Raw genomic sequence first — 19294 nt, forward strand, 5'->3', positions numbered from 1 at the left:
GAAAATAGCCGCCGCCGAGATCGCTGCCGAAAAAGCGCAACGCCAACGCCGCGACGGCGAAGCCGAGCGCGATGCCGAGCACGCCGCCCGCCACGCCGAGCAGCGCGCCTTCGAGCATGATCTGCCGCACGAGCGCTGCGCGCGTCATGCCGAGCACGCGCAGCATCGCGAACTGCGCGCGGCGGCGCACGACCCCCGCCGCCTGCGTCGAAAACACGAGAAACGCGCCGGTGAAAAGCGCGACGAGCGCGAGCACGTTCATGTTGATGCGATACGCGCGCGACAGGCGATCGGTGCGGCTCTCGACGTCGCTGGTTTCCGTCACGACGAGCCGGCCGCCGAGTTCGCGTTGCAGCGTCCGACGAAACGCATCGCGATCGACGCCGCGCGCAAGTTGCAGATCGACACGCGACAGCTTGCCCGTCATCGAGAAATGCGTCTGCACGGCGGCGATGTCCATCACCGCGATGCGCTGCCCGGGCCGCGTGCGCGCAATGCCGCCCGCAACGCGCAGCTTCACCTTCGACGTGCCGCTTTGCAGTTCGACCGACGCGCCATCGCGCGCGCCGAGCCACGCAAGCGCTGCGGGCGAAAGAAAGATGGCGTCGTGATCGAGCACATCGAGCGGCGCATCCGGCGACGGCACGCCGGTCAGATCCGGCGCGATGCGTTTCGCGCGAAACACGTCGATGCCGAGCACCTTGAGCGGCGTGGTCTTGCCGGGCACGGCGGCATCGACTTCGAGCACCGGACTCGCGATTACAACGCCCGCGTGCGTCGCGAGTTGCGGATACACGTTTTCATCGATGAAAGGCTGCGCGCCGCGCACCTGCAAATCCGCCTGTCCCGACAGACTGCGCGCGGCGGCCGAAAACTCGTTGAAGGCCGCGCCGTTGATGAGCTGCACCGCATAGCCCAGGCCGACGCCGAGCGCGATCGTCAGCATCGCGACGAGCGCGCGGCCCCGATGGCTGCGCCATTGCGCGCCGAGCAGCCAGCGGGTCAACGTATCGAATGGATGGGCCGCGACTGTGCTCATCGAGTGAGCGCTGCGGCATGCAGCGCGCCATCGGCGAGGATCAGCACGCGGTCGGCGAAAGCGGCGGCCGCTTCGGAATGCGTGACCATCACGGTCGCGGCGCGCGTCGCCTTGGTTTCGGCGCGCAGCAGTCCGAGCACTTCATGCGCGGTCTGCGGATCGAGATTGCCAGTGGGTTCATCGGCGAGCAAGAGACGCGGACGATGCACCAGCGCACGCGCGATCGCCACGCGCTGCAATTCGCCGCCAGAGAGCTGACGCGGCATGTCGTCGCCGCGTCCGTCGAGGCCGACCGCCGCGAGCATCGCGCGCGCGGGCGCGGGCGGCATGCCGTTCAGCAGCAGCGGCACGGCGACGTTCTGGAAGAGCGTCAGATGCGGCAGGACGTGAAACGCCTGGAATACGAAGCCGAGCTTCTGGCGACGCAGACGCGTGGCGGCATCGTCGGAGAGCGTCGAGATCGACGCGCCGTCGATCAGCACGTCGCCGCTGTCGGCGGTGTCGAGGCCTGCGATCAGATTGAGCAGCGTCGATTTGCCGACGCCCGAATCGCCCATGATCGCGACGAATTCGCCCGCGCCGAGCGCGAAATCGAGCGCATCGAGCACGATGCGCCCGCCGCTGTAGGTCTTCGAGAGGCGGCGGCATTCGAGGGCGGGAGAAACGTCGGGGTCGGCGGGTCGCATGTTCATCGGCGGGCAGGCTGATCGATTCGCAAGCATTGTGCCCATGAAAAGCCTGCGGCGCTTCGAACGTCCGCCGCGAGGGTTATCCCTGAGACGTACCGGATTGACTTAAACCGCCAAGGAAATCAAACTGTGATCACAGATCAAACAGCACACAGGAACGCAGTCTTGGCACCCCGATCCGCATCGCAACCCATCCCGCAACTCGAAATCATCGCCACGGAAACGATGGCGACGAAGGTCTATCAGCAACTGCGCGAAGCGATCATGAGCGGCAGTTTCGCCGCGGGCCAGCCGCTGAGTCTGCGCGGCGTGGCCGAAGCGGTGGGCCTCTCGACGATGCCGGTGCGCGCCGCCCTCACGCGTCTGCGCGCGGAAGGCGCATTGGTCGACGGCCCGTCGCGCGGCCTCATGGTCCCGCCGATGACGCCCGAACTGCTCGAAGAGCTGCGCGACGTGCGTATCGCGCTGGAAGGCTGCGTCGCGGAACGCGCGGCCGCGCGCATGACCAACGGCGACGTCGCGGCCGTGCAGCGCATCTTCGATGAAATGAGCGCCCACGTCGAAGCCGACGATGCGCGCGCCTATCTGCGCTGCAACTTCGCGTTCCACACGAGCATCTATCGCCACGGCGCGAGCGAGATGACGCTCGCGACGATCCAGAACATGTGGATGCGCATCGGCCCGTTCCTGAACATGGTCGCGCCCGATGTCGCGCACATGCGTGTGTCGATGCAGGCGCACCGGCAGATCATCGATGCGCTGTGGAAGCACGATGGCGCGGCGGCGCGCGAAGGGATCGCGAAGGACATCCGCGACGCCGCCCGCGATCTCGAATCGCGTCTGTGCTCGCAGCAGGAACAGCCGCGGCGTCACGCGCAAAGCTGAGCACGGGAAGGCGCACGTCTCGCGTCTTCATCAAACATCATCAGCATGACTAATCGTTCAAACGAGGACGGCGCACGTCCTTTGCAAACATAACCAGAAAGGAATCAGACGATGGACTTCATGAAACTTCTCACGCCGCGCCCCGGTTTGCGCGTGCTGATCACGGGCGGCGCATCGGGCATCGGCCTCGTCATCGCGAAGGCGTTCGTGTCGACGGGCGCGCGCGTGCACGTTTGCGATGTCGATGCTAAAGCCATCGACGCGGCAGCGACCGCATCGCCTGCGATCTCCGGCACGCGCGCCGACGTCGCGAACAAGGACGACGTGAAGCGCGTGTTCGAAGACGTGCGGCGCGAACTTGGCGGCCTCGATGTGCTGATCAACAACGCGGGCATCGCGGGACCGACGGGCGGCATCGACGCGATCGATTCCGACGACTGGGAAAAGACCATCGACGTGAATCTGAACAGCCAGTACTACTTCTCGCGCGAAGCCGTGCCGATGCTGCGCGAAGCGGCCGATGGCGGCGTGATCGTGTTCATGTCGTCGGTGGCGGGACGTCTCGGCTACGGTTTCCGCACGCCCTACTCCGCGACCAAGTGGGCCGTGGTCGGGCTCGCGAAGAGTCTCGCGATCGAGCTCGGCCCCGACAACATTCGCGTGAATGCGGTGCAGCCGGGCATCGTCAAGGGTCCGCGCATGGAAGGCGTGATCGCCGCGCGCGCGAAGCAGCTCGGCCTCGATTACGAAGAGATGGAGAAGCAGTATCTCGCGAAGGTTTCGCTGCGCCGCATGGTCACGCAAGAGGAAGTCGCGGCGAGCGTGCTGTATCTCAGCTCGCCCGCCGGCAGCGCGGTCTCGGGGCAAGCGCTCTCCGTCTGCGGCAACGTCGAAACGCTTTGAGGAAAGAGGAACACATGGCAACGAAACGCAAGGTCATCATCACGTGCGCTCCGACGGGCGCGATCCATACGCCGTCGATGTCGCCGTATCTGCCGGTCACGCCCGATCAGATCGCCGAGGCCGCGCTCGCGGCGGCGAAGGAAGGCGCTGCAATTCTGCATCTGCATGCGCGCGATCCCGAAGACGGACGCCCGACGCAGGACCCCGCCGTGTTCGAGCGCTTCCTGCCGCGCCTCAAGTCGCAAACGGATGCGGTCATCAATCTGACGACCGGCGGCAGCCCGCACATGACCGTCGCGGAACGACTCAAGCCCGCGCATCACTTCCAGCCGGAAGTGGCGTCGCTGAACATGGGCTCGATGAACTTCGGTCTCTATCCGATGCTCGATCGCTTCAAGGATCTGAAGCACGACTGGGAACGCCAGCATCTGGAAAAGAGCCGCGATCTCGTCTTCAAGAACACGTTCGCGGATATCGAATACATCCTGACTTCGTGCTCGGCCAACGGCACGCGCTTCGAATTCGAGTGCTACGACATCTCGCATCTGTATAACCTCGCGCACTTCGTCGATCGTGGGCTCGTAAAAGGACCGTTCTTCGTGCAGAGCGTGTTCGGCCTGCTGGGCGGCATCGGCGCGCATCCGGAAGATCTCGCGCACATGAAGCGCACCGCGGATCGTCTTTTCGGCAACGACTATGTCTGGTCGATTCTGGGCGCGGGCCGCAATCAGATTCCGCTCGGCTCCATCGGCGTCGCGCAAGGCTCGAACGTGCGCGTGGGTCTCGAAGATTCGCTGTGGATCGGACCGGGCGAGCTCGCCGAATCCAGCGCCGCGCAGGTGCGCAAGATCCGGCAGGTGATCGAGGGCCTGTCGCTCGAAGTCGCGACGCCCGCCGAAGCACGCCAGATGTTGTCGCTGAAAGGCGGCGACAACGTGAACTTCTGATCGTCGCTTGCGCGCGCCGTGCAGGCGGCGCGCGCTCACGCCATCACGCTATCGAGCCATTAGAAATACAACGCCTACGGAGACGTACCTTGTCCAAGCCCAACACGACGAGCGCCGCGCAGCACGCGTCGCTCAACAGCCTGATGCTGCGCAAGCTGATGCCCTTGCTCGTGATCGTCTATGTGATCAGCTTTCTCGATCGCACGAACATCGCGCTCGCGAAGCATTCGATGAGCATCGATCTCGGCATCTCCGCCGCCGCGTACGGACTCGGCGCAGGTCTGTTCTTCCTGACCTACGCGGCCTTCGAGATTCCGAGCAACCTGATCATGCACAAGGTCGGCGCGCGCTTCTGGATCACGCGCATCATGGTGACGTGGGGCGCGCTGTCCGTCGCGATGGCCTTCGTCACCGGCGAGACCTCGTTCTATGTGATGCGCCTTCTGCTCGGCGCCGCCGAAGCGGGCCTCTTTCCCGGCGTGATGCTGTATCTCACGTACTGGTTCGGGCGTGAAGAACGCGCCCGCGCGACCGGTTATTTCCTGCTCGGCGTGTGCGTGGCGAATATCGTCGGCGGTCCGCTCGGCGGCGCGCTGCTCGAACTCGACGGCGCGCTCGGCTTCCATGGCTGGCAATGGCTCTTCGTGATCGAAGGTGTGCCCGCGATCCTGCTGGCGTTCGTCGTCTGGAAACTGCTGCCCGATCGTCCGACGAGCGCGAAGTGGCTGTCACGCGATGAAGCCGTTGCGCTGGAGCGCCGCCTCGCCGCCGAGCACGACTCGCAGGGCAGCGGCCACGGCGCCGGCGCATTCCGCAGCGTCCTCGGCGATCGCCAGGTCTGGCTCGCGATTCTCGTGTACTTCTGCCATCAATTGACGATCTACACGGTGATCTTCTTCCTGCCGGGCATCATCGGCGCATCGGGGCACTTCTCGCCGCTCACGATCGGGCTGCTCACCTCGACGCCGTGGATCGCCGCCGCCATCGGCGCCGCCACGCTGCCGCGCCTCGCGACCGATTCGTCGAAGAGCCGGCGCATGCTGATCGGCGGACTCGTCATCATGGCGTCGGGCATGCTGATCGCCGCATGGGCGACGCCCGTGATCGGGCTGCTGGGCGTCTGCCTGTCCGCGTCGATGTTCTTCGTCGTGCAGTCGATCATCTTCACGTTCCCGTCGTCGCGGCTCTCCGGCAGCGCGCTCGCGGGCGGCCTCGGGCTCGTGAATTCGTGCGGCCTGCTGGGCGGCTTCGTCGGCCCGACGGTGATGGGCATCATCGAGCAGACGACTGGCCATGCGATGAACGGACTGCTGTGTCTCGCGGTCGCGCTGCTGATCGCGGCGGTGTGCAGCGCGCGCCTGCGTCACGGCAACGAGGAACGCGCCGACGCGAAGCGCGGCGTCATGTCTAACGCCTGATCGTCACCGGACGATTCACTTCTGCGGCATCGTGCCGGGCCGCATGTACGCGAACATGTGCGACACGTAATCCGGCTTGCCGAGCGGCACGCCGTGATTGCGCAAAATCGCGTAGGCGGTCACGGCGTGAAAGTAGACCTGCGGCAACGACCAGTCGCGCGCGTATTGCTCGCCGGTCATGTCGAAGACGATGCCGTTCGGCAGATCCAGCGCGATCTGCAAATCGGCGCCCGCGTCGAGCGCGTCGTTCGACAGACCGGACAGCAACGCGGTCGCTTCCGCCAGACGCGCCTGAGCGTCAGCGAACGAGCCCGGCTGCTCGTTCGACTTCGCGCCCTCTCCACGCACGTTCAGCAGCGCCGGCGGCAGCGCCATTGCGCGCAGCCGATACACCGGCTCCTGCGCCTGAAAACACACGAAACGCACTTGCCCTGCGAGCGGAAACATGTCCGGCGCGAGACGCAGCTTCATGAGCGCATCGGCGTTTTGCGCGCTGTCGTGCGCGGCGGCCTTGTCGAGCCACGCCGACAGGTTTTTCAGCGTCTGCAAGAAGGTCGGAACGAGAAGACGGGTCAGTTGCATCGAATGCTCCACGGGTCGAGATCCGCGATCTTATATCGATACGGACCTTTCCCGCGCGGAACGCCGCGGCCTCAGAGCAAGCCGAACACCGCGACGCCCGTCTTCGTGCCCACGAACACTTTGCCGTTCGCGATCGTCGGCGAGATGAACTTGTTGCCGGGTCCGAACTGATCGCGCGAGCCCGCCGAATTGCTGCTGTAGAGCTCGAAGAGATTGCTGGCGTCGTAGGCATGAAGCACGGCCGGCGTCACGTTTTCCACGCCCCATACGATGCCGTTCGTGTTGCCGTTCGCGGAGATGACCGGCGCGAGGCCCGGAAAGCTCCAGTTGTTGGGCGGGCTCGTGCTCTGGCTCGACGCGGCCGTCGCCACCACTGCGTTGACGACCGGCAGCGCCTTCAGATGATCGCCCGCCGGGCCGACATAGATCGTGTTGTTGTAGAACGCGGGCGCGGTGAACATCGGGCCGGTGATCGTCGAGAACAGCTCCTGATAGATGTGGTCGCCGTTCGAATCGAACTTGCCCATGTTGTCGCGATCCACGATATAGAGCGTGCGCGTCTTGCCGCCGCCTATCGCGAGATGCCGCACGTTGCCGTTGATATCGGTGAGATCGGGCAGCACCAGCACGCCGCCCGAGCCGAGGTCGAGATCCTGGCTCGACTGCACGACCGTGTCCGATGGCTCGAAGTAGTCGGTCACCTTCAGCGTCGGCGTCGGCGTGACCTTGAGGAAGCCGTTGCCGAAGTCGTCGTGGATCGGCATTTCCTGCGCGTTGGTGGTCGGATCGAACGTGCCGTTGCCGTCGAGGAAATAGATCGACGTGCCATCCGACGCGAGACCCGCGCCGCCCATCCAGATGCCGCCCATCTCCCCGTTCGGCGTGACGTTGAGGATGCTCGTCTGCTTGAGCGTGTCCGCGCTGTAGCCCATCACCCAGCCGGTGTACGGCAGCATGTCGCAATGGGAGCTCCACGCCGTATATACGACGCCGTTCAGCAACAGCAACGATGCGCGCTCGATATATTGGCCGGGCGAAAACGGCACGACGCCGTTGACGCTGCCCGATCCGGTCCCCGGATACGAGCCGGTGATTTCCGTCGGACCGCCGAAGAGCTCGGCGCCCGTCGCGATGTCGAGCGCGTGAATGCGCTGGTGATAAGCGCCGCCCGTGTCCTTCGACATGGCCACGAGATACATCACGCCATTCGGCCCGCGCGAGCGATCGATGACGGGCGTCGACGTGATGCCGATGGTCGGCGTGGTCTGATTGCAGCCGTGGTCGTCGCTCGGCGTCTCGCCGGCCAGCACCGCGGACACCTGCCAGAGCACGGCGCCCGTGTCGGCGTCGAAGGCATAGGCGCTCGCGTTCTCGGTCACCACATACAGCACGTTATGCGTGGCGCCCGCGACCGGCACATTCGCGAGATAGAGCGGCTGCGCATCGACGGCGCCATCGACGGGATAGAAGCCGAGCTTGCCGAACTTCGCCGGGCTGACGTTCGCAGGCGTGAGCCGGGTCTCGGCGAGCTGCTGCGCCGTGCGGAGGATGTCGTTGTGATACGTGGTGACGTCCATCGGCGTCGATGGAGACGGCGTGCTCGCCGTGGGAGAGCTCGAGCCGGATGGCGCGCTTGCCGGGCTTCCCGACGACGCCGATGACGGACTGGACGCCGCCGCAGGGCTCGACGCCGAGGAAGCGTCCGATGCGCCCGAAGCGGGCGCGGCGCTGGTCTGCGAGGTCGTGTCCGAATTGGAACTTCCTCCGCTGCATCCACCGATGATTGCTGCAATAGCGACTGCGAACACGCCAACCGTTAAATGCGCTTTCATCTGCGGATCTCCGCTCTGGAGGGGGCCGGGCCCGGTGCTTTGCGATTATTGTCTGCGACGGTTTAATTCGGGAAACATTCGTCGCGGGAGAGCTAGTGTTTGTCGGAATCGTCAGGTCCGATTGTGTATGCGTATGAAGATTGTATCGTCCGGCATCGCAAAAAAAGCAGGACGATCGGTCAATCAGCGCCGACGCGCGAGCAGGACGGCGACGCACTGCGAAAGGCACATTACATCGCAGGACGGGACCGCGAGCGTCAGTACATTTAGCGCATGGTCTTGCCCGCTATTCTCGAGGTGAGACCGATGAAACGCTTGACCGCTCAGGCGATTTTCCATCCGTTCGTGGCTTTATCGACGCTCTATTTGACAGAGTTATTAAGCCGATCCGATTTTGGTCTTTCAGGCACGCTTTTCGTACTCGCGACGAAATCGTTATCTCGCATCGTGAATGCGCTGAGAAGTAATACCGTCTGATTAAAAAACCGTCAGATTTAAGAGATCACTGAAAAAACGTAATAAAACTTAAAACGGGTAAGAAGACAAAATATGAACGTATACGCTTCTACTTACGGAATGTAGGCAACGGCGCGGAATCGGAACACTCTACCGGCGTCGTGGCCTCTCCGAAAATATATATAGAACCTGAGAGATCGATGACCCAACCCGAAGACGTCGTCTATAAAGGACACGTACTGAGCGCGACCGCCCTACCGGACCAGGACAAATACGCGGCGATGCTCGTCGTTCGAGAACCGGGCGGCACGCGCCGCGCAAGCGGCACGCTCGGCGAGTTTGCAAGTGCGATCGGCGCCGTGCGCTATGCATTCGCTTATGGCATGGCCGAAATCGATCACCGGCAGTCTGCACAGAACGCGCGCCATTCTCACGGCGCGAGCATTCGCTAGCACGCATCATCTCGAGCGATAGCGGCCGCACGCGAGCCGCTCCCGCCTCCCATCAATTCCGACGAGACGAATCTATGATTATTTATCATCGGGGCGCGGCTTTTCAGCCCGCTGCCAACCGTGTGGGCAATGCTTTCGTCGCGACCGCTTCGATTCTGGAAGAGGACGGCCACGCAACCTCTCTCGGCAATCTGGGTGCGTTCGCCAGCAAGGACGGCGCGCTCGGCTTCGCGGTCCGGTGCGCCACCGCATTTCTCGACGGGGACGAATTGCCCTTGCCGCCTTTCCAGTTGACGCTGCAAAAAAGCTGCAACGTATCGGGCGTTGCGTAACGCGGAATCTCGCTCAGGCCGCGCTCGAAGAGCTACGACCGCGCGCCTCGCGGAACCGGAAGAATCCGCTGCGCAGCATCACCGACGTTCCTCCGACGCGGTTCAGCAAGTGTTCGGCCGCGCCTTCGATCGATGATCGATGGCTCTCGAAGGCCCGCTGCAAATCTTCCTCTCGCCATGACGCGGCGCCGAAGTGATCTTCGAGCGCCTCCGCGGAAATCGTGCACTGGACGTGCTCGCCATCGGCGACGGCCGCGAACGTGAGCGAAGGGACATCGCCCTGATAGACGGGCGCCTGACTCGGAAACTTGATGTTCATGCCGGACCTCGTGAGCGATGTTGCACGGAGTTTCGACGGACAAAAGATATCCCTTCAGTCTCCGCGATCGTTCATCGTCGCGTATTGATCCAGATCAATACGGGCTGTCCGGTTATGCATGCTGCCGCCGCCCTGCGCAACGGCGTGTACGATAGAAACCGTTGACCAACGCGTTTCAGGAGCCGCCATGAAAGCGGTGTGCCCGCTGCACGGGCCGACCACCATCATTCGCACGAACGCATACGGCTTTCCGGTCTATGCGTGCTGCTGCGACGACCTGCCCTATGTCACGCCGCCGGATGCATGCACGAGAGCGCCGACGCAACGCGGCGCTCCCGCCGAGCCGCAACAGCCCCGGCGCCCCAAGACTGCGAAGGAATGAGCGCGCAGCACGTCAAGCCGGATCGGCTTGCGCGGCAGTCACGGCCATGCGGTCCTGTCGAGGCCGGCGCGCGTTGATCAGGCAAACCGCCAGCATCGCGATCACACCCGGAATGGCGATAGCGACGAAGTTCTGCTGAAGCGGCAAGGCCTTGCTCACGAGAAAGCCGATCACGATAGGCGCGAGAATCGCACCGCTGCGCCCGACACCCGATGCCCAGCCGATGCCCGTCGAGCGAATGGCCGTCGGATAGAACTGTCCCGCGAAGGCATACGTGACGATCTGCGTGCCGATGGTCGATGCGCCAGCGAGCCCTACGAGGAAGAACAGCACACCGACCGGAACCTTCACGCCCAACAGGCTGATGGAGATGGCAGCGAGCGCATACATCGCGATCAGCACGTATTTGATGTTGAATCGGTCGGCCAGCCAGCCACCGCCGATTGCGCCGATCATCGCGCCGAAGTTCAGCACGAGAACGAACGTGAGCGCCGAGCCAAGGCTGTGCCCGGCGCCTGCCATCAGTTTCGTCAGCCACGAGCTCAACGCGTAGACCATGAAGAGGCACATGAAGAACGCGATCCACAGCATGACCGTGCTCACGCCGCGGCCGTCTGCGAAGAGGCGGCTGATCGTCGAGCCGGACGCTGCTTCGCGCTCGGAAAGCGAGAAGTCATCGGCTTGCTGCGGCACGTATGCGGGTTCGATGCGCGGCAGAATCTTTTTCAACGTCTCCACACGGCCCGTGCGGATGAGAAACCCGAGCGACTCGGGCATGTACTTGAGGATCACGGGCGCGAGAAGCGCGGGCAATCCCGCCGCGAAGAATACGGATTGCCAGCCGTAACGCTCGATCATCGCCTTGCCGACGAGCGCCGCGAGCATGCCGCCGACGGAGTAGCCGCTGAACATGACCGTCACCATCGTGCTGCGGATCTTGCGCGGCGAGTACTCGGTCATCTGCGCGACGACGTTCGGCATGACGCCGCCGATGCCCAGTCCCGCAAGAAAGCGTGCGATCCCGAACGTGAGCGGATCTTTCGTGAAGCCCGCTGCGGCGGTGAATATGCTGAAGAGGAGAAGGCAAATCACGATCGCGGGTACACGGCCGATTCTGTCGGCGATCGTTCCCAGGAAAACCGCGCCTATCATCATGCCGAGCAACGCGGAACTCACCATGAATCCGGCGCTGGTCGCCTGAACGCCCATGTCCTTCATGATCGATGGCAACGCGATGCCTACGACCGCGAGATCATAGCCATCGAAAATAATGATGAGCGCGCACCAGAAGAGAAGCAGCACGTGGTATTTCCTGAATCTGGCATCGTCGCATAGCTTTTGAACATCGATTTGACGCATGTTGTCTCCTTTACTTTAGGTACTTCATTGAATTCCGCGATTTTGTTTTTTATCGATTCGACGGCTCACTGCACATGCGGCACGTGCGCGTTTTCGCTTGCCGCATGCGAACTGCGGCAAGGGCGTGCTTTCGGTGATGTCTTTCTGGTTGACGGACTGCGTTGACGTGCTTATCGGACAGTCGGCTCAGAATAGGCGAGCCGGTCATGCAGCGTCCAATACCGATTGAGTCGCAGGCTATACCTTGCAGGAATGAAAGCACATCAATCCCGAATCCCTATGACAAAGGTGCAAGCCATGGACGACATCAAGATCACTGACCTTCGCACGCGTGCGGTCAACGTGCCTTTGCAATACACGCTCAAGACTGCGGGCGGCACGATTGCCACCGTCCCGCTCGTGCTCATCGACTTGCTGACCGACGCGAACGTTACGGGTCATGCATACGTTTTCACGTACACGCCGCTTGCATTGAAGCCGATTCAAAGCCTGCTCGATGAACTCGGGGCTGTCGTGAATGGATTGCCGCTCGCGCCGTTCGAGATCGACCGTGTCTTGAATGCGCGCTTCCGGCTTCTCGGGCATACGGGCCTGGTTCGCATCGCGACCGCTGGTATCGATATGGCCGCGTGGGACGCAAAGGCCAAAGCGCATCGGCTGCCGCTGGTCGAACTGCTGGGTGGAAGAGCGCGCCCGATTCCCGCCTACGACAGCCACGGCATGGACGATGTTGAACTCGGCACGAAGCGGGCACGCGACGCTGTCGAAGCTGGCTTCAAGGCTATCAAGACCAAAGCGGGCTATGCGACCCTCGAACGCGATCTCGAAGTCACTCGCGCAATCAAACAAGTGACCGGCGATTCCGTCGAACTGATGATCGATTACAACCAGGGCTTGTCCGTTCCGGAAGCCAGACGCCGCGGCCGCGCACTGGAAGCGGAAGGCATCGCGTGGATCGAAGAGCCTACGCTGCAACACGACTATGCAGGACACGCATCGATACGCGAGGCCTTGCGCATTCCGGTGCAGATCGGCGAGAACTGGTTCGGCCCGGAAGACATGCAGAAAGCTATCGACGCCCAGGCTTGCGATCTCTGCATGCCCGATGTCATGAAGATCGGCGGTGTGACGGGCTGGCTCAAAGCAAGCGCGCTCGCCGAGCAACATGGCTTGCCCATGTCGAGCCATATCTTTCAGGAGTTCAGCGCGCATCTGCTCGCGGTGACGCCGACCGCGCATTACCTCGAACGCATGGATCTCGCCGGCCCGATCCTCGATCCGGTGCTTCGCTTCGAGGATGGCAATGCACTCATCGGCGATGAACCGGGCGCCGGCATTCGCTGGCGCGAAGACGAATTCAGCCGCTTTCTCGTCTAGACGCCGCCGTTTCCCTCAATCCGGCAATACCGCCACGGCCTTGATTTCGACGATATAGCCCGCCGCACCGCCGAGCATGTGCGCGCCGATCGCAGTCCAGGCCGGCAGCGGTTCCGTGTTGAGATAGCGCTCGCGCACCTGCATGAACAAGGGCAGATCGCGCATGTCGGTGTGGAACGTGGTGACATCGACGACATCGCTCAACGATGCGCCCGCCGCCTCCAGCACGACCTTGAGGTTATCGAATGCCTGCACGATCTGCGCCTCGCGGCCTTCGACCAGCTGCATCGCCGCATCGCGACCGATCTGACCGGACACATAGATCGTGCGGCCCACCTTCACGGCGGGCGCGTAGCGAATCTTCTCGTACACCGCTTCCATGCCCGCGGGAATGACTGCTTTGCGTTCACTCATGTCACGTCTCCTATGGCATCAGCCGTTGTCGCCGCCAGCGACCGGCAGCACCGCGCCGGTGATATAGCTCGCCTCGTCCGAAGCGAGGAACAGGATCGGCGCGACCTGTTCGTCGAGGCTGCCGTAGCGCTTGAAGAAGGTCGATTCCCTGACCTGCGTCACCGCCTCGCTCATCCAGACGCGTTCCTGCTCGCTGTCGCCCGCTGCGTTGCGCGGCACGCGTCGCGGCGGCGCTTCGGTACCGCCCGGCGCTGCGGCGACCACACGGATGTTGTGCTCCGCGTATTCCATCGCCAGCGATTGCGTCATCGCGTTCACGCCGCCCTTCGCCGCCGAGTACGGCACGCGCCGGATGCCGCGCGTCGCGTTCGACGATACGTTGACGATCGTCCCGCCGTCACGCTCCATCAAATGCGGCAACACTGCATGACACGCGTACAGCGTCGGCATGAGCGAACGGCGAATCTCCGCGTCGATCTGCGCGGGCTCGAACTCCGCGAACGGCCGCATGCGGATCGCGCCGCCAACGCCGTTGACGAGAATGTCGATGCCGCCGAACGTGCGCACCGCAAAGGCCATCGCCGCTGCTGCGCCTTCATAGGTTTCGAGATCGGCGACGAATCCTGCCGTATCCGCGCCCTGCGCTTCGGCCGCGACTTCGGCGACGAAGTCGGCGCGATCGACCAGCAGCACCTTCGCGCCCTCGGCCGCCGCACGCAACGCCACGCCGCGCCCGATGCCCTGCGCCGCGCCGGTCACGACCATCACCTTGCCGGCAAATCGTTCCGTGCTCATGCGGCCACCGGCGCTGCGTTGGGCGTGAACTTCTCGTAGTGGAAGCTGTTCGGCTTCACGCCGTTGTCGTCGAAATGTTTGCGCACCGCATCGACCATCGGCGGCGGCCCGCACAGATACACATCGACGTCGCCATCATTCAGCGATTCGGCCGGCATATGCTGCGTCACCCAGCCCTTGCGCGGATGATTCGAATCCGCATCGGCGACGACGGTGCTGTAGGTAAAGTTCGGCAACTTCGCGACGTACGCCTCGATCGCTTCGACCTGCACGAGATCGAGATCGCGCGTCACGCCATAGATCAGGTGAATCTGCTGCTGCGAGTTCGTACGCGCGAGCACTTCGAGCATCGACAGGAACGGCGCGAGACCCGTGCCGCCCGCGAGGAACAACAGCGGCCGCTCCACCGCGCGCAGATAGAAGCTGCCGAGCGGTCCGGTCAGCTCGACCGTGCCGCCGGCCTGTGCGGATTCGAGCCACGTGCTCATCACGCCGCCGGGAATCTTCTTGATGAGGAAGCTGATCTTAGCTTCGCCCGGTGCCGACGAGAACGAATACGAACGATGCTGCCCGCTGCCTGGCACATCGATATTCACGTACTGGCCCGGCAGAAACACGGGCGCAGTCGTGGCCACATCGACATTCAGTTCGAGCACGACGGCGGCATCGTTATGCGGCTCGATCTTCGTGACCGTCGCGGCGAACTTGCTTTGCGCGGTCTTGCACGCGGTGGACGACGCCGGAATCGCGATCACGCAATCGCTCGACGGCACCATCTGGCACGTCAGCACGAGACCGCTTTCCTTTTCATCGTCGCTCAACGCGTCTTCGATGTAGTCGTCGCCGAGATCGTAGGCGCCGCTTTCCGCGCGGCATTTGCAGGTGCCGCACACGCCGTCGGAGCAATCCATCGGCAGGTTGATCTTGGCGCGAAAGGCGGCATCGAGCACCTTCTCACCCGCCTTGCATTCCACAAAGCGCGTCACGCCGTCTTCGAAATTCAGTGCAATGTTGTAGCTGGACATGTTGCCTCCTTCCTTCCAATCTCTTCCCGACACGGGGGCTTCAGACGGGCTTCAGACGTGATAGACGTCGAGCACCTGACGGATGTAGTCGTTCTTCAACACAATCTTCTTGTGCGCGATCACCAGAATGTCGCCGACCTTTCGCAGCGTCACGAAGATCGTCCCGAAGAACTGATCGTTCGTCTTGTAGCGATGATTCAGCGTGTTGAAGTTGTAGCGCACGTCGACTTCGTTCTCGCGCTCGGCCAGCACTTCCACATTGGTGACGTTGTGGCTCGTGCGCGGCTCGGGCATCGAAGCGCCGCTGCGCTCGGTCTTGATGCGGAACACGCGGTCTTCGAGGCCGCCACGGTCCGGGTAATACATCAACGAAATCTGGCTCTCGTGATCTTCGGTGATCTGATCGTCGTCGTCCCAGGCGGGCATCCAGTAAGTGACGTCTTCGGCGTAGCAGCCGAGCCACTCGTCCCACTGACGGTCATCGAGCAGACGCGCTTCGCGATACAGCGTCGAGCAGATTTTCTGGTAATCGAAGCTCATGCCGCCACCTCCCCTTGTTCCTTCTTGAGCGCGTCGCGCATCACGTCCACCCAGTATTCGTGTTGAACGACGAAGAGGCCTTCGTCTTCGCTGCGCTCGCCCGAGATGAGCGGCTTGAGGCCCATGTTCTTCGCGTTGTCATCGGGACCGTGGACCCACAGCGGCGCGCCGCGCGACAGGTCGTTCCACATCGCCGTGATGCCGGCATAACCTTGCTGGCACGCGCGGAACTCTTCGAGGTCGTCGCTCGTGCCCATGCCCGTCACGTTGAAGAAGTCTTCGTATTGACGGATGCGCATCGCGCGGTCCTCTGCGCTCTCGCCCTTCGGCGCGAAGCAGAAGATGCTGACTTCGGTCTTGTCGACGCCGAGCGGTCTCACCACGCGAATCTGCGTGCTGAACTGATCCATCAGGAACACGTTGGGATAGAGGCACAGATTGCGCGTCTGATTGACGATGTAATCCGCCTGCACTTCACCGACGCGCGCCTTGATCTCTTCTCGATGTTGATAGACCGGCCGCACTTCCGGGTTCATCGTCTTCGTCCACAACAGAATGTGGCCGTGCTCGAAGCCATACACGCCCGCGACCGACTTGCTCCAGCTATTCGCATCGACGGCCTTGGTGCCTTCGACCTTGCGGCGGCCCATCGTCGCGGCGTAGTTCCAGTGCACGGTGCTGACGTGATAACCATCGCAGCCGTTTTCCATCTGCATCTTCCAGTTGCCTTCGTAGATGTACAAGGAATTGCCGCGCAATACTTCGAGTCCGTCCGGCGCCTGATCGACGATCTGATCGATGATGGTCTTCGTCTCGCCGAGATAGTCTTCGAGCGGCATCGAATCCGCATTGAGACTGCCGAACAGAAAACCGCGATAACTTTCGAAGCGCGGCACCTTGCGCAAATCGTGCGAGCCGTGCGAGTTGAATTGAATCGGATATTCAGTGGTCTTCTCGTCCTTCACCTTCAAAAGCTTGCCGGTGTTGGAAAAAGTCCAGCCGTGGAACGGGCATGTGAAGCTGCCCTTATTGCCGTGCTTGCGGCGGCACAGCATTGCGCCTTTATGGGCGCATGCGTTGATGACCGCATTCAGCGCGCCGGTCTTGTCACGCGTGACGACCACCGGCTGGCGGCCGATCCACGTCGTGTAGTAATCGTTGTTATTGGGAATCTGGCTTTCATGCGCGAGATAAACCCAATTGCTCTCGAAGATATGCTTCATCTCGAGTTCATACAAATCGGCATTGGTGAAGATATCGCGGCGGCAGCGGAATACACCGCTTTCCTTGTCGTCCTGAACGGCGTTCTGCAGCAGTTCGTCGAGCTGACTGGCTTTGTCGGTAATGGCGGACATGTGTGCTCTCCCTATGCGCGCTTCAATGAAGAAGCGCTTGCATCGGTGTCGAATGATTCATGCGGAGATTCGGGCGGCGACAGACCTGCCGCCGCTTTGGGCGCTTGCGCGTCGTGATTTACGCCGTCGCGGAAACGCGCGGGCGCTGGACGATCTGGTTGTCCTTGCCCTGAACCAGCGGCGTCAACTGAATGTCGAACTCGATTTCCTTATAAGCATCGGTTTTCAGTCCGAGCGCATTGCCACCCGTCTTTTCGATGACATGCGGCACCAGCTCTTCGCGCGTTGCATAAGCGAAGTCATCCCAGATCAGCGGATCGCCTTCGATATTGATCTGCGTCGTCAGCTTGCGATGCTTCTCGCTGGTCGCGAAGAAATGCACGTGCGCCGGACGATTGCCGTGGCGCGCGAGTGCATCCAGCAATTGCTGCGTGGCGCCTTGCGGCGGGCAGCCATAACCCACCGGCATGAGCGTGCGGAATTCGTACTTGCCGTCGGCGCCGGTTTTGACTGCACCGCGCAGATTGAAATCGCTTTGCGCGCCGGTCGGGTCGAAGTGCGAATAGAAGCCCTTCGAATTCGCGTGCCAGCATTCGACCACCGCATTCGCAACCGGCTTGCCATCGGAACCCGTGACCGTGCCGCGGATGATCAGCGGACCAGCGTCTGCATCGGGATTGATGTCGATCTTCGAGACGCCATCGCGAATCGGCGCACCGGCGACATACAACGGGCCTTCGATCGTACGCGGCGTGCCGCCGTGAATATCGGCTTCGCGATCGGCGGCATCCATGCGGATGTCGAGATACTTTTCCAGACCGAGGCCTGCGGCGAGCAAAGCGGCTTCGCCATCTTTGCCCAGCTTGTTGAAGTAATTGACGCCGGCCCAGATTTCATCGGGCGTCATGTCGAGATCGTCGATAGCTTTGAACAGATCGCTCAACAGGCGACTGGTAATCTCTTTGGCGCGAGCATTGCCGTCCTGGCTTCCGATGTTGGTAGCGGCCTTCAACAGGTCCTGCACTTCCTTCGTATCGAACACTTTGACGCTCATGTCTGCTCCTGAATCTCGCAATTTTATGGTGGGGTTAACCCTTGCTTCAGCACCGGCGTAGATATGCTCGGAAGGTATAGTCGGGTGTTGAAACAAAGCGTGAAGGCAGGATAATGGACGTAAAGAAGGCCAGTCCAACACTGATTTAGTATTGGGCTATATCCAGGAGGTATTGAATGGAGCTGCGACATCTCCGCTATTTCGTAGCGGTGGCGGAAGAACGTAACTTCACACGCGCCGCGGAGCGGCTGCATATCGCGCAGCCGCCCTTGAGCCGTCAGATACAGCAGCTCGAAGAAACGCTCGGCGTGCAACTGTTCGAGCGCAACTCCCGTCCGTTGAAGCTGACGGAGACCGGCAAGTTCTTTTATTCCCATGCCGTGCAACTGCTCGCCCAGACCGCCGAACTCGAATCGATGACGCGGCGCGTCGGTAATATCGAGCGCAGTCTTTCGGTGGGATTCGTCGGCTCGACCTTGTACGGGATGCTGCCGAAGATCATCCGGCGCTTTCGCGACGAGAACGCCACCGTCGAGCTCAGTCTTCACGAAATGTCGACGATGGACCAGATCCGCGCGCTCAAGGATGGCCGTATCGACGTCGGCTTCGGGCGCATTCGTCATGAGGATGCGAATATCCGCCGCGTGGTGCTTCGCGAAGAACAGTTGATCGTCGCGCTTCCGCTCGGGCACCCGCTTTCGCTCGCGAAGGCCGTGCTTTCGCTTCGCGATCTCGTCAACGAGACACTCATCATCTTTCCGAAAGCGCCGCGCCCGAGTTATGCCGATCAGGTGCTCGCGGCCTATCAGGACCGCGGTCTTGCGCCGCGCAAGATCTATGAAGTGCGTGAATTGCAGATCGCGCTCGGTCTCGTCGCGGCGGGCGAAGGCATCTCCGTCGTGCCGAGCAGCGTGCATGGCCTCAAGCGCGACGACGTCAGCTATAAGGAACTCGACGATCCGACACTCGTGTCGCCCGTCATCATGAGCATGCGTGCGCTGGACGAGTCGCGCGACATCAAGGAGATGCTCGAACTCATCTACCGGCTTTACGACGAGGAAAAGATCGCCTATGCGCCCCGCACGGAGCGGGGCCAATAGCGCGCGCCATACCTCCGGGGTATGGCACTAGACGTCAAC

At 62.3% G+C, this 19294-nt stretch carries 22 protein-coding genes; 10 read left to right on the forward strand and 12 right to left on the reverse strand.

Annotated elements, in window-relative coordinates; genetic code table 11:
- Positions 1 to 1039, reverse strand: a 1039-nt coding sequence (locus AWB74_RS33630; protein WP_143749365.1) for an ABC transporter permease, incomplete at its 3' end; no start/stop codon positions are given.
- A complete protein-coding gene (locus AWB74_RS33635) occupies positions 1036 to 1725 on the reverse strand; it encodes an ABC transporter ATP-binding protein (protein WP_061150991.1) in 690 nt (229 codons plus the stop codon). The genes AWB74_RS33635 and AWB74_RS33630, both read right to left, overlap by 4 nt.
- A 168-nt stretch (positions 1726 to 1893) precedes the next feature.
- On the opposite strand from AWB74_RS33635, the gene AWB74_RS33640 reads away from it, so the two are divergent.
- The 4 genes from AWB74_RS33640 (at position 1894) to AWB74_RS33655 (ending at position 5881) form a co-directional block, all read left to right on the forward strand.
- Positions 1894 to 2613 (forward strand): GntR family transcriptional regulator, encoded by a 720-nt coding sequence (locus tag AWB74_RS33640; protein ID WP_061150940.1) that lies wholly within the window; start codon positions 1894 to 1896, stop codon positions 2611 to 2613.
- A 111-nt stretch (positions 2614 to 2724) separates the two neighbouring features.
- Positions 2725 to 3516: an SDR family oxidoreductase gene (locus AWB74_RS33645; protein WP_061150941.1), complete on the forward strand. Its 792-nt coding sequence runs from the start codon at positions 2725 to 2727 to the stop codon at positions 3514 to 3516.
- A 14-nt stretch (positions 3517 to 3530) separates the two neighbouring features.
- Complete coding sequence (locus AWB74_RS33650; protein WP_061150942.1) at positions 3531 to 4463, forward strand: BKACE family enzyme; 933 nt, start codon at positions 3531 to 3533, stop codon at positions 4461 to 4463.
- Positions 4464 to 4606: 143 nt separating this feature from the next.
- On the forward strand, positions 4607 to 5881 hold the full coding sequence (locus AWB74_RS33655) for an MFS transporter (protein ID WP_235024777.1): 1275 nt from the start codon (positions 4607 to 4609) through the stop codon (positions 5879 to 5881).
- 15 nt (positions 5882 to 5896) lie between these two features.
- Here AWB74_RS33655 and AWB74_RS33660 read toward each other — a convergent pair whose 3' ends face one another.
- Together AWB74_RS33660 and AWB74_RS33665 are read right to left on the reverse strand one after the other, a co-directional pair.
- On the reverse strand, positions 5897 to 6463 hold the full coding sequence (locus AWB74_RS33660) for a DUF1993 domain-containing protein (RefSeq protein ID WP_061150992.1): 567 nt from the start codon (positions 6461 to 6463) through the stop codon (positions 5897 to 5899).
- A 71-nt stretch (positions 6464 to 6534) separates the two neighbouring features.
- A complete protein-coding gene (locus AWB74_RS33665; protein WP_061150944.1) occupies positions 6535 to 8295 on the reverse strand; it encodes a hypothetical protein in 1761 nt (586 codons plus the stop codon).
- Positions 8296 to 8601: 306 nt separating this feature from the next.
- Between AWB74_RS33665 and AWB74_RS46555 the strand changes: the two genes are divergently transcribed.
- From AWB74_RS46555 to AWB74_RS33675, 3 genes are all read left to right on the forward strand, one after another.
- Entirely contained in the window at positions 8602 to 8772 is a 171-nt protein-coding gene (locus tag AWB74_RS46555; RefSeq protein ID WP_160110343.1) for a hypothetical protein, read from the forward strand.
- A 179-nt stretch (positions 8773 to 8951) separates the two neighbouring features.
- Positions 8952 to 9203, forward strand: a complete 252-nt coding sequence (locus AWB74_RS33670) for a hypothetical protein (protein ID WP_061150945.1) — start codon at positions 8952 to 8954, stop codon at positions 9201 to 9203.
- Between the two features lie 74 nt (positions 9204 to 9277).
- A complete protein-coding gene (locus AWB74_RS33675; protein ID WP_061150946.1) occupies positions 9278 to 9535 on the forward strand; it encodes a hypothetical protein in 258 nt (85 codons plus the stop codon).
- A gap of 13 nt (positions 9536 to 9548) precedes the next feature.
- Here the strand turns inward: AWB74_RS33675 and AWB74_RS33680 are convergent, their stop codons facing one another.
- Entirely contained in the window at positions 9549 to 9854 is a 306-nt protein-coding gene (locus AWB74_RS33680; RefSeq protein ID WP_061150947.1) for a DUF1488 family protein, read from the reverse strand.
- A 187-nt stretch (positions 9855 to 10041) separates the two neighbouring features.
- On the opposite strand from AWB74_RS33680, the gene AWB74_RS33685 reads away from it, so the two are divergent.
- Positions 10042 to 10236 (forward strand): hypothetical protein, encoded by a 195-nt coding sequence (locus AWB74_RS33685; RefSeq protein ID WP_061150948.1) that lies wholly within the window; start codon positions 10042 to 10044, stop codon positions 10234 to 10236.
- A 12-nt stretch (positions 10237 to 10248) separates the two neighbouring features.
- Here AWB74_RS33685 and AWB74_RS33690 read toward each other — a convergent pair whose 3' ends face one another.
- On the reverse strand, positions 10249 to 11595 hold the full coding sequence (locus tag AWB74_RS33690) for an MFS transporter (protein WP_061150949.1): 1347 nt from the start codon (positions 11593 to 11595) through the stop codon (positions 10249 to 10251).
- A 297-nt stretch (positions 11596 to 11892) separates the two neighbouring features.
- On the opposite strand from AWB74_RS33690, the gene AWB74_RS33695 reads away from it, so the two are divergent.
- Positions 11893 to 12972, forward strand: a complete 1080-nt coding sequence (locus tag AWB74_RS33695) for an enolase C-terminal domain-like protein (protein WP_061150950.1) — start codon at positions 11893 to 11895, stop codon at positions 12970 to 12972.
- A gap of 15 nt (positions 12973 to 12987) precedes the next feature.
- Here AWB74_RS33695 and AWB74_RS33700 read toward each other — a convergent pair whose 3' ends face one another.
- The 6 genes from AWB74_RS33700 to catA all read right to left on the reverse strand — a co-directional run bounded on the left by AWB74_RS33700 (position 12988) and on the right by catA (position 18155).
- The gene (locus tag AWB74_RS33700) at positions 12988 to 13386 is read right to left on the reverse strand and encodes a RidA family protein (protein WP_061150951.1); all 399 of its coding nucleotides are present in this window, start codon (positions 13384 to 13386) and stop codon (positions 12988 to 12990) included.
- 18 nt (positions 13387 to 13404) lie between these two features.
- The gene (gene benD, locus AWB74_RS33705) at positions 13405 to 14181 is read right to left on the reverse strand and encodes a benzoate diol dehydrogenase BenD (protein WP_061150952.1); all 777 of its coding nucleotides are present in this window, start codon (positions 14179 to 14181) and stop codon (positions 13405 to 13407) included.
- Complete coding sequence (benC, locus tag AWB74_RS33710; RefSeq protein ID WP_061150953.1) at positions 14178 to 15206, reverse strand: benzoate 1,2-dioxygenase electron transfer component BenC; 1029 nt, start codon at positions 15204 to 15206, stop codon at positions 14178 to 14180. The genes benD and benC overlap by 4 nt, the downstream gene beginning before the upstream one ends.
- A gap of 51 nt (positions 15207 to 15257) precedes the next feature.
- Positions 15258 to 15746 (reverse strand): benzoate 1,2-dioxygenase small subunit, encoded by a 489-nt coding sequence (benB, locus tag AWB74_RS33715; RefSeq protein WP_061150954.1) that lies wholly within the window; start codon positions 15744 to 15746, stop codon positions 15258 to 15260.
- Positions 15743 to 17101, reverse strand: coding sequence for a Rieske 2Fe-2S domain-containing protein (locus AWB74_RS33720; protein WP_061150955.1), 1359 nt, complete (start codon positions 17099 to 17101; stop codon positions 15743 to 15745). Before AWB74_RS33720 ends, benB begins: the two co-directional genes overlap by 4 nt.
- A gap of 118 nt (positions 17102 to 17219) precedes the next feature.
- The gene (catA, locus tag AWB74_RS33725) at positions 17220 to 18155 is read right to left on the reverse strand and encodes a catechol 1,2-dioxygenase (RefSeq protein WP_061150956.1); all 936 of its coding nucleotides are present in this window, start codon (positions 18153 to 18155) and stop codon (positions 17220 to 17222) included.
- Between the two features lie 176 nt (positions 18156 to 18331).
- On the opposite strand from catA, the gene AWB74_RS33730 reads away from it, so the two are divergent.
- Positions 18332 to 19255: a LysR family transcriptional regulator gene (locus AWB74_RS33730; protein ID WP_061150957.1), complete on the forward strand. Its 924-nt coding sequence runs from the start codon at positions 18332 to 18334 to the stop codon at positions 19253 to 19255.
- Positions 19256 to 19294: the final 39 nt, after the last annotated feature.

The sequence above is a fragment of the Caballeronia arvi genome (genome assembly GCF_001544695.2).
In the GTDB taxonomy this organism is placed as follows: Bacteria; Pseudomonadota; Gammaproteobacteria; order Burkholderiales; family Burkholderiaceae; genus Caballeronia; species Caballeronia arvi.

Excerpts from the sequence above, each read along its gene's own strand:
- AWB74_RS33685 (WP_061150948.1), top strand. The coding sequence starts at position 10,042 with ATGAAAGCGGTGTGCCCGCTGCACGGGCCGACCACCATCATTCGCACG.
- AWB74_RS33635 (WP_061150991.1), bottom strand. The coding sequence starts at position 1,725 with ATGCGACCCGCCGACCCCGACGTTTCTCCCGCCCTCGAATGCCGCCGC.
- AWB74_RS33680 (WP_061150947.1), bottom strand. The coding sequence starts at position 9,854 with ATGAACATCAAGTTTCCGAGTCAGGCGCCCGTCTATCAGGGCGATGTC.
- catA (WP_061150956.1), bottom strand. The coding sequence starts at position 18,155 with ATGAGCGTCAAAGTGTTCGATACGAAGGAAGTGCAGGACCTGTTGAAG.
- AWB74_RS33720 (WP_061150955.1), bottom strand. The coding sequence starts at position 17,101 with ATGTCCGCCATTACCGACAAAGCCAGTCAGCTCGACGAACTGCTGCAG.
- AWB74_RS33675 (WP_061150946.1), top strand. The coding sequence starts at position 9,278 with ATGATTATTTATCATCGGGGCGCGGCTTTTCAGCCCGCTGCCAACCGT.
- AWB74_RS33690 (WP_061150949.1), bottom strand. The coding sequence starts at position 11,595 with ATGCGTCAAATCGATGTTCAAAAGCTATGCGACGATGCCAGATTCAGG.
- benB (WP_061150954.1), bottom strand. The coding sequence starts at position 15,746 with ATGAGCTTCGATTACCAGAAAATCTGCTCGACGCTGTATCGCGAAGCG.
- AWB74_RS33645 (WP_061150941.1), top strand. The coding sequence starts at position 2,725 with ATGGACTTCATGAAACTTCTCACGCCGCGCCCCGGTTTGCGCGTGCTG.
- AWB74_RS33665 (WP_061150944.1), bottom strand. The coding sequence starts at position 8,295 with ATGAAAGCGCATTTAACGGTTGGCGTGTTCGCAGTCGCTATTGCAGCA.
- AWB74_RS46555 (WP_160110343.1), top strand. The coding sequence starts at position 8,602 with ATGAAACGCTTGACCGCTCAGGCGATTTTCCATCCGTTCGTGGCTTTA.
- AWB74_RS33660 (WP_061150992.1), bottom strand. The coding sequence starts at position 6,463 with ATGCAACTGACCCGTCTTCTCGTTCCGACCTTCTTGCAGACGCTGAAA.
- AWB74_RS33670 (WP_061150945.1), top strand. The coding sequence starts at position 8,952 with ATGACCCAACCCGAAGACGTCGTCTATAAAGGACACGTACTGAGCGCG.
- AWB74_RS33650 (WP_061150942.1), top strand. The coding sequence starts at position 3,531 with ATGGCAACGAAACGCAAGGTCATCATCACGTGCGCTCCGACGGGCGCG.
- AWB74_RS33700 (WP_061150951.1), bottom strand. The coding sequence starts at position 13,386 with ATGAGTGAACGCAAAGCAGTCATTCCCGCGGGCATGGAAGCGGTGTAC.
- AWB74_RS33695 (WP_061150950.1), top strand. The coding sequence starts at position 11,893 with ATGGACGACATCAAGATCACTGACCTTCGCACGCGTGCGGTCAACGTG.
- AWB74_RS33655 (WP_235024777.1), top strand. The coding sequence starts at position 4,607 with ATGCTGCGCAAGCTGATGCCCTTGCTCGTGATCGTCTATGTGATCAGC.
- benD (WP_061150952.1), bottom strand. The coding sequence starts at position 14,181 with ATGAGCACGGAACGATTTGCCGGCAAGGTGATGGTCGTGACCGGCGCG.
- benC (WP_061150953.1), bottom strand. The coding sequence starts at position 15,206 with ATGTCCAGCTACAACATTGCACTGAATTTCGAAGACGGCGTGACGCGC.
- AWB74_RS33730 (WP_061150957.1), top strand. The coding sequence starts at position 18,332 with ATGGAGCTGCGACATCTCCGCTATTTCGTAGCGGTGGCGGAAGAACGT.